Origin of the sequence: Weizmannia acidilactici (genome assembly GCF_008974185.1) — a bacterium.
GTDB classification, from domain to species: domain Bacteria; phylum Bacillota; class Bacilli; order Bacillales; family Bacillaceae_C; genus Weizmannia; species Weizmannia acidilactici.
This window is the reverse complement of the sequence record NZ_BKZP01000060.1, coordinates 1-5,775: the sequence shown is the minus strand read 5'-3', so window position 1 is coordinate 5,775 and position 5,775 is coordinate 1. Positions and strand designations below refer to the sequence as shown.

Genomic DNA, 5,775 nt, shown 5'->3' with positions numbered 1-5,775 from the left:
CCGTGTAAGAAAATTCTGTCTATATCCATTTAAAGGTGTGAAAACTATTTAGGTGTGAATCAAATACCTATGAAATTTTGAGAATGAGTGAGATATCAAGAGATAATTGTACTATATTGAAGGAGTTAAGAGAACATAATAAATCTTTGGCAGAAGCTGCAAAGAATGCAGGAGTAGAAACTAGCTTAGATTATGCGATTTTTCAAAATCATGGATATAAAGGGTTATATGGCGGATTAGGTGCAAAGGAAATTCATCAACGTAAGGGATTAAAAAAGAATCAGCAAATCCTCGACCATATGGGCAGTACGGAACTTGCTGCAAATCTATTCCGAGCTACACAGACAGATGAAAAACTAAGACGTGAAAATATTCAAGGGAAGGCAAATGCCAATCGCACTCATTTTGAGGTAGGTGCAAAAGTAAGACAAACGATCCAAGAACTTGGTGGTACGATGCCAGAAGACCTTCCAACACCAGAGAAAAGCATAAAACAAATTGAAAGAATGGAGCAGAAAAAGTTGTTGGATAAGGATGAGGAAAGTAAATAGGGGCGGACAAAGATAATGTAAGTGAACGAAACAAAGGGTTTATGAATTAGATTGGATAGTAGGTGAAGGCATGCAAGGGTGGAAAACCTATGAATTAAAAGAACTTGTAAGTTTATCAAAAGAAAAATATAATCCGAAAAAGGAAACTGAAAATTTACCATGTATTGAATTAGAACATATTGAAGGAGAAACGGGAAGATTACTTGGTCATACCAATTCCTTAGATCAAGGAAGTATTAAAAATAGATTTAAGCCGGGTAATGTACTATACGGAAAACTTCGGCCGTATCTAAGGAAGTTTTATTTTCCAAATTTTGAAGGTGTATGTTCATCTGAAATTTGGGTACTCCATAACAATGAAGAAAAAATACACAATAAATATCTATATTATTTAGTTCAAACAAATAGATTTAATGAAAATGCAAATAAATCTACTGGAACTAAAATGCCAAGGGCAGATTGGAGTTTCATGTCGGAAATTATTTTTCCGATACCCCCGTTAAATGAACAACAAAAAATTGCATCCATTCTTTCCACTTGGGACAAGGCCATTGAGCTAAAAGAAAAGCTGATTGAGCAGAAAAAAGAGCAGAAAAAAGGGTTAATGCAGAAGTTGTTGACGGGTGAAGTGAGGTTGCCTGGGTTTAAAGGTGAGTGGAAAAAAATTAGGTTAGGAACTGTGATAGAAGAATGTACGGAAAAAACTACTGTGAATAATCAATATCCAGTATTAACTTCATCAAGAAAAGGGATTTTCTTACAAGAAGAATACTTCTCTAAGCAAGTAGCAAGCGAAAACAACATAGGTTATAAAGTTGTAAGAAAAGGTGATTTTACCTATAGAACAATGAGTGATGATGGGAACTTTGTTTTCAATCAGTTAGAAGAATATGAAGTTGGAATAGTCAGTCCTGCTTATGCGGTTTTTAAAGCAACGAATATAAATCCTTTATTTCTTAAGAGTATCTTGAATTCTTATGATTTTAAGAAGAATATATTAAGAAATGTACAAGGGGGCACAAGACTATCTTATAAATATAGCGATTTAAAGAATACTGTAGTAAAAGTTCCACCAAAAGAGGAGCAAAGTGCTATTGCTGAAGTTATATTTAACATAGAGAACAATCTCAATTTATTAGAGCAAGAACTTGAAGCCCTAAAGCAACAAAAGAAAGGTCTCATGCAATTACTTTTAACAGGAAAAGTTCGAGTACAGGTGTAATGCCTTCACTCCCTTTTCCGTTTTTGAAAATGGAGGTGTAGACATGGCAAGGGAGAAGAGTTATGATGAACGGTATATTAGTCAGGTTCCCGCAATCGAAGTATTGCAAAAGATAGGGTATCAATATATATCACCAGAAAAAGCAAATCAATTGCGTTCGAATCTCCACGATGTTTTGTTGAGAACAGTTTTAGAGGAGAAACTGAAAGAATTAAATTCGTATGAATACAAAGGAGAAATTCGTAAGTTTAGTGGTACCAATATTCAGCAGGCGATTCGGGATTTAGATGAGTCGTTAACCAATGGATTAGTGAAAACAAATGAAGCCATTTATGAAACAATGATGAACGGACGGAGTTATACAGAGTTTTTACCAGATGGTTCAAAGAAGTCGTTTACGATTCAGTATATCGACTGGAAAAACATAGACAACAATGTATTTCATGTAGTGGAAGAATTCGAAGTTGAACGTATGGATGGGCGAGGAACAGTTCGACCTGATATTGTCCTGTTTGTCAATGGGATTCCTTTTGCTGTCATTGAATGTAAAAGAGCATCTATTTCCATGAGCCAAGGAATTAGTCAAATGATTCGTAATCAAGGAAAAGATTATGTTCCGCATTTGTTTAAGTTCGTTCAATTGGTCATGGCAACAAACAAAAATGAAACGATGTATGCCACTTGTAATACACCGAAAAAGTTTTGGTCTGTATGGCAGGAGGAAAAAGAGGAGTGGCTTGAGTCTTGGTTGGATCAAACGGTAGAGGGCAGACTTGCAACCACACAGGATAAGAACATCATCTCATTGTTTCATCCGGAGAGACTGCTTGAGATTACCCAATTCTTTACACTGTTTGATAAAGATATAAAGAAAGTAGCTCGTTACCAACAATACTTTGCCATTAAAGAAATCATTAAGACTATTGAGGAGCGGGATGGAAACGGTAATCGCCAGAGTGGTGTGATTTGGCATACTCAAGGTTCCGGTAAATCCCTAACAATGGTGATGTTAGCTAGATATATCCTATCAGAGCTGCATGAATACAACCCAAAGGTTGTTGTCGTAACAGACCGGGTCGAGTTGGATAAACAAATTCATAAAACATTTAGCCATACAAGGTTAAAAGCGAGCCGGGCTACCTCAGGTGGTCATTTAGTCGATCTCATCAATGACAACAACTCGGATATTGTCACAACGTTAGTTCATAAGTTCGATTCGGCATCAGTTAAGCAAAAACCAATCGAATCAAGGGATGTCTTTGTATTGGTTGACGAGTCGCATCGAACGCAATATGGTGAACTTCATATAAAAATGAAGAAAGTCTTTCCAAATGCTTGTTATTTAGGCTTTACAGGAACCCCACTAATGAAGAAAGAAAAAAGTACAATGATAAAGTTTGGAAAGCTCATTCATAAGTATACAATTGCCGATGGGGTTCGAGATAAAGCAATTGTCCCACTTTTATATGAAGGAAAAATGGTGGAACAAACCGTCAATCAAAAGGCAATAGACCATCGCCTCGAAATGATCACAAGGAATCTAAACGATAAGCAAAAAGAAGAAGTAAAGCAAAGATGGAGTAAATATGAGAAATTGGCTTCATCTGAACAGCGAATTTATTTAATTGCGGAAGATGTTAATAAACACTTTTTGGAGAACTACAAGACTCAAGGAAGTCAATTTAAAGCGATGTTGGCGACCAATAGTAAAATTGAAGCCATTCGCTATTTAGAGGCTTTTGAAGAATTCGGTGATTTGAATTGTGCGGTAGTCATTTCTCCACCTGACCAACGTGAAGGACATGAAGTAGTAGATGAGGAATCCAAGGATAAAATTCAACGTTTCTGGAAACGGATGATGAACCGTTATGGAACACCTGAAAAATATGAAGATGCGATTAAAGATGAGTTTGTCAATGGTGATGAGCTTGATTTGTTAATCGTTGTTGATAAATTGCTTACAGGCTTTGATGCTCCTCGTGCAACGGTATTATATGTTGATAAGCCGATGAAGGAACACACACTTTTACAGGCTATTGCACGTGTAAATCGACTTTATGAAGGAAAAGATTATGGATTAATCATTGATTACCGTGGTCTGTTGGACAAATTGGATGAAGCGATGCAGATGTATTCTGGAGCAGGGTTGGAAAACTTCGATCCTGAAGATTTAAAAGGTGCGATTTATGATGTTATTAGTATCATTGGTTCGTTAAGGCAATACTATTCCGATTTACTGCAAATATTTGCACCGATTAAGAACAAAAATGATAGGGAAGAGTATGAGGTATGGTTGGAAGATGAAGAACGTAGAGAAGGCTTTTACAACGTTTTAAGTAATTTTGGAAGAAATCTTAGTATTGCTTTAGAATCGGAAAAAATCTATAATGCCTTACCACCTGAAGAACTGCAAAAATACAAAAAAGACTTCAAGTTTTTCCAGGATTTGCGAAAAACTGTAAAGCTAAGGTATTCGGATACGATTGACCATAAAGAATATGAGGCAAAAATGCAGAAGTTGATGGATAACTACATTTCTGCAGAGGAAGTCATTCGTATTACTAATCCAGTTGATATTTTAAATACAAAGGCTTTTGAAGAGGAGATAGAACGACTTGGTTCCAAACGTGCGAAAGCCGATGCGATTCGGACTCGTTTAACAAAGAGTGTTCATGCAAAATGGGACGAAAATCCTTCCTACTACAAAAAGTTTTCCGAACGAATACAAGAAGCCATTCAAGAATATCGAGACAAAAGGATCTCCGAAGCTGAATATTTGAACCGTATGAAGGATATTATGAAGGATTATCAGAGCGGTCAAACAACGGAACAATATCCTAACGTGATTAAAGAAAATCGCAATGCACAAGCCTTTTATGGCGTTACAAAGGACATTTTGAGTGAAACGAAAGAAACGGCTGCAAGTTATGACACGAATACGTTAGGTGAGTTGGCATCCGAAATGGATAATATCATAAGGGAACATCAAAAAGTAGATTGGCATGATAATTTGGAGATTCATAATCGAATTGCACAAGAACTGGATGATCTTCTCTTTGATTTTAAAGAAAAGCACAATATAGATATTGACTTTGATACGATTGATAAGATCATTGAGCAAATCAAAACGGTTGCTCTAAGACGTTACTAAGGTAGGTTTTAGAATGGAAAAACATCAGATCGAGTACGCAAACAAAGTCATTGATTTCGTTCTGAAACGTAAAAACGTGAAAAATGTAAACCTCCATGTCAAACCAGATATGACGATTGAGGTTACTGCAAATGACAGAGTACCGTTAGACTTTATTTCTGATTTTGTAAAATCAAAAGGCTCGTGGATTCTCAAAAATGTGGGGCAATTTAAGGACGTACAGCCCTTAAAGCAAAGTGAACGTGAATATGTAAGTGGAGAGACATTTAAGTATTTGGGAAAACAATATCGTTTACGGGTTCAGAAGGCAACGGAAGAAGAAATGGTGAAATACTTTCGTGGATTCATCTATTTGTATGTGAAAGACACTGATAATGTTATCCGAAAGGCAAAGCTGCTGGACGAATGGTATCGAGAAAAAGCCCAAATGATTTTCGATCAATCACTTGAAAAAATGTATCCTATGGTACAAAAGTACGGAGTGGTGAAACCAGAAATTGATGTAAGGTTGATGAAAGCTCGTTGGGGTTCTGCGTTAACCGATAAGAATACAATTCTTTTGAACTCTGAACTCATAAAGGCACCAAAATACTGTATCGACTATGTAGTTCTCCATGAACTCATTCATTTTAAGTACAATGACCACAGTGAAAACTTCTACCAAATGCTTTATTCATTAATGCCGGATTGGGAGAAGAGAAAAGTGATTCTGGATGAAGAAGTTGTAAAGGATTTGTGAATTAGAAATTGAATCAACCAACCAGAAGGCGGCTTCTAACTTAAAGTAGAATCTGCCTTTCTGATTGAGACTCATTAACTTCCTTTATGCCATGTATTCAAACCGAATTAAT

The 5,775-nt window shown here is 36.3% G+C and carries 4 protein-coding genes; all 4 read left to right on the top strand.

Going from position 1 to position 5,775, the window contains the following annotated elements:
• The first annotated feature begins 83 nt into the window (after window positions 1-83).
• The 4 genes from BpJC4_RS15355 (at window position 84) to BpJC4_RS15340 (ending at window position 5,663) form a co-directional block, all read left to right on the top strand.
• Window positions 84-551, top strand: a complete 468-nt coding sequence (locus tag BpJC4_RS15355) for a hypothetical protein (protein WP_216643739.1) — start codon at window positions 84-86, stop codon at window positions 549-551.
• A 70-nt stretch (window positions 552-621) separates the two neighbouring features.
• Window positions 622-1,773, top strand: a complete 1,152-nt coding sequence (locus BpJC4_RS15350; RefSeq protein ID WP_151698172.1) for a restriction endonuclease subunit S — start codon at window positions 622-624, stop codon at window positions 1,771-1,773.
• A gap of 43 nt (window positions 1,774-1,816) precedes the next feature.
• Entirely contained in the window at window positions 1,817-4,924 is a 3,108-nt protein-coding gene (locus BpJC4_RS15345; protein ID WP_151698171.1) for a type I restriction endonuclease subunit R, read from the top strand.
• Between the two features lie 13 nt (window positions 4,925-4,937).
• Window positions 4,938-5,663: a M48 family metallopeptidase gene (locus BpJC4_RS15340; RefSeq protein WP_080626745.1), complete on the top strand. Its 726-nt coding sequence runs from the start codon at window positions 4,938-4,940 to the stop codon at window positions 5,661-5,663.
• Window positions 5,664-5,775: the final 112 nt, after the last annotated feature.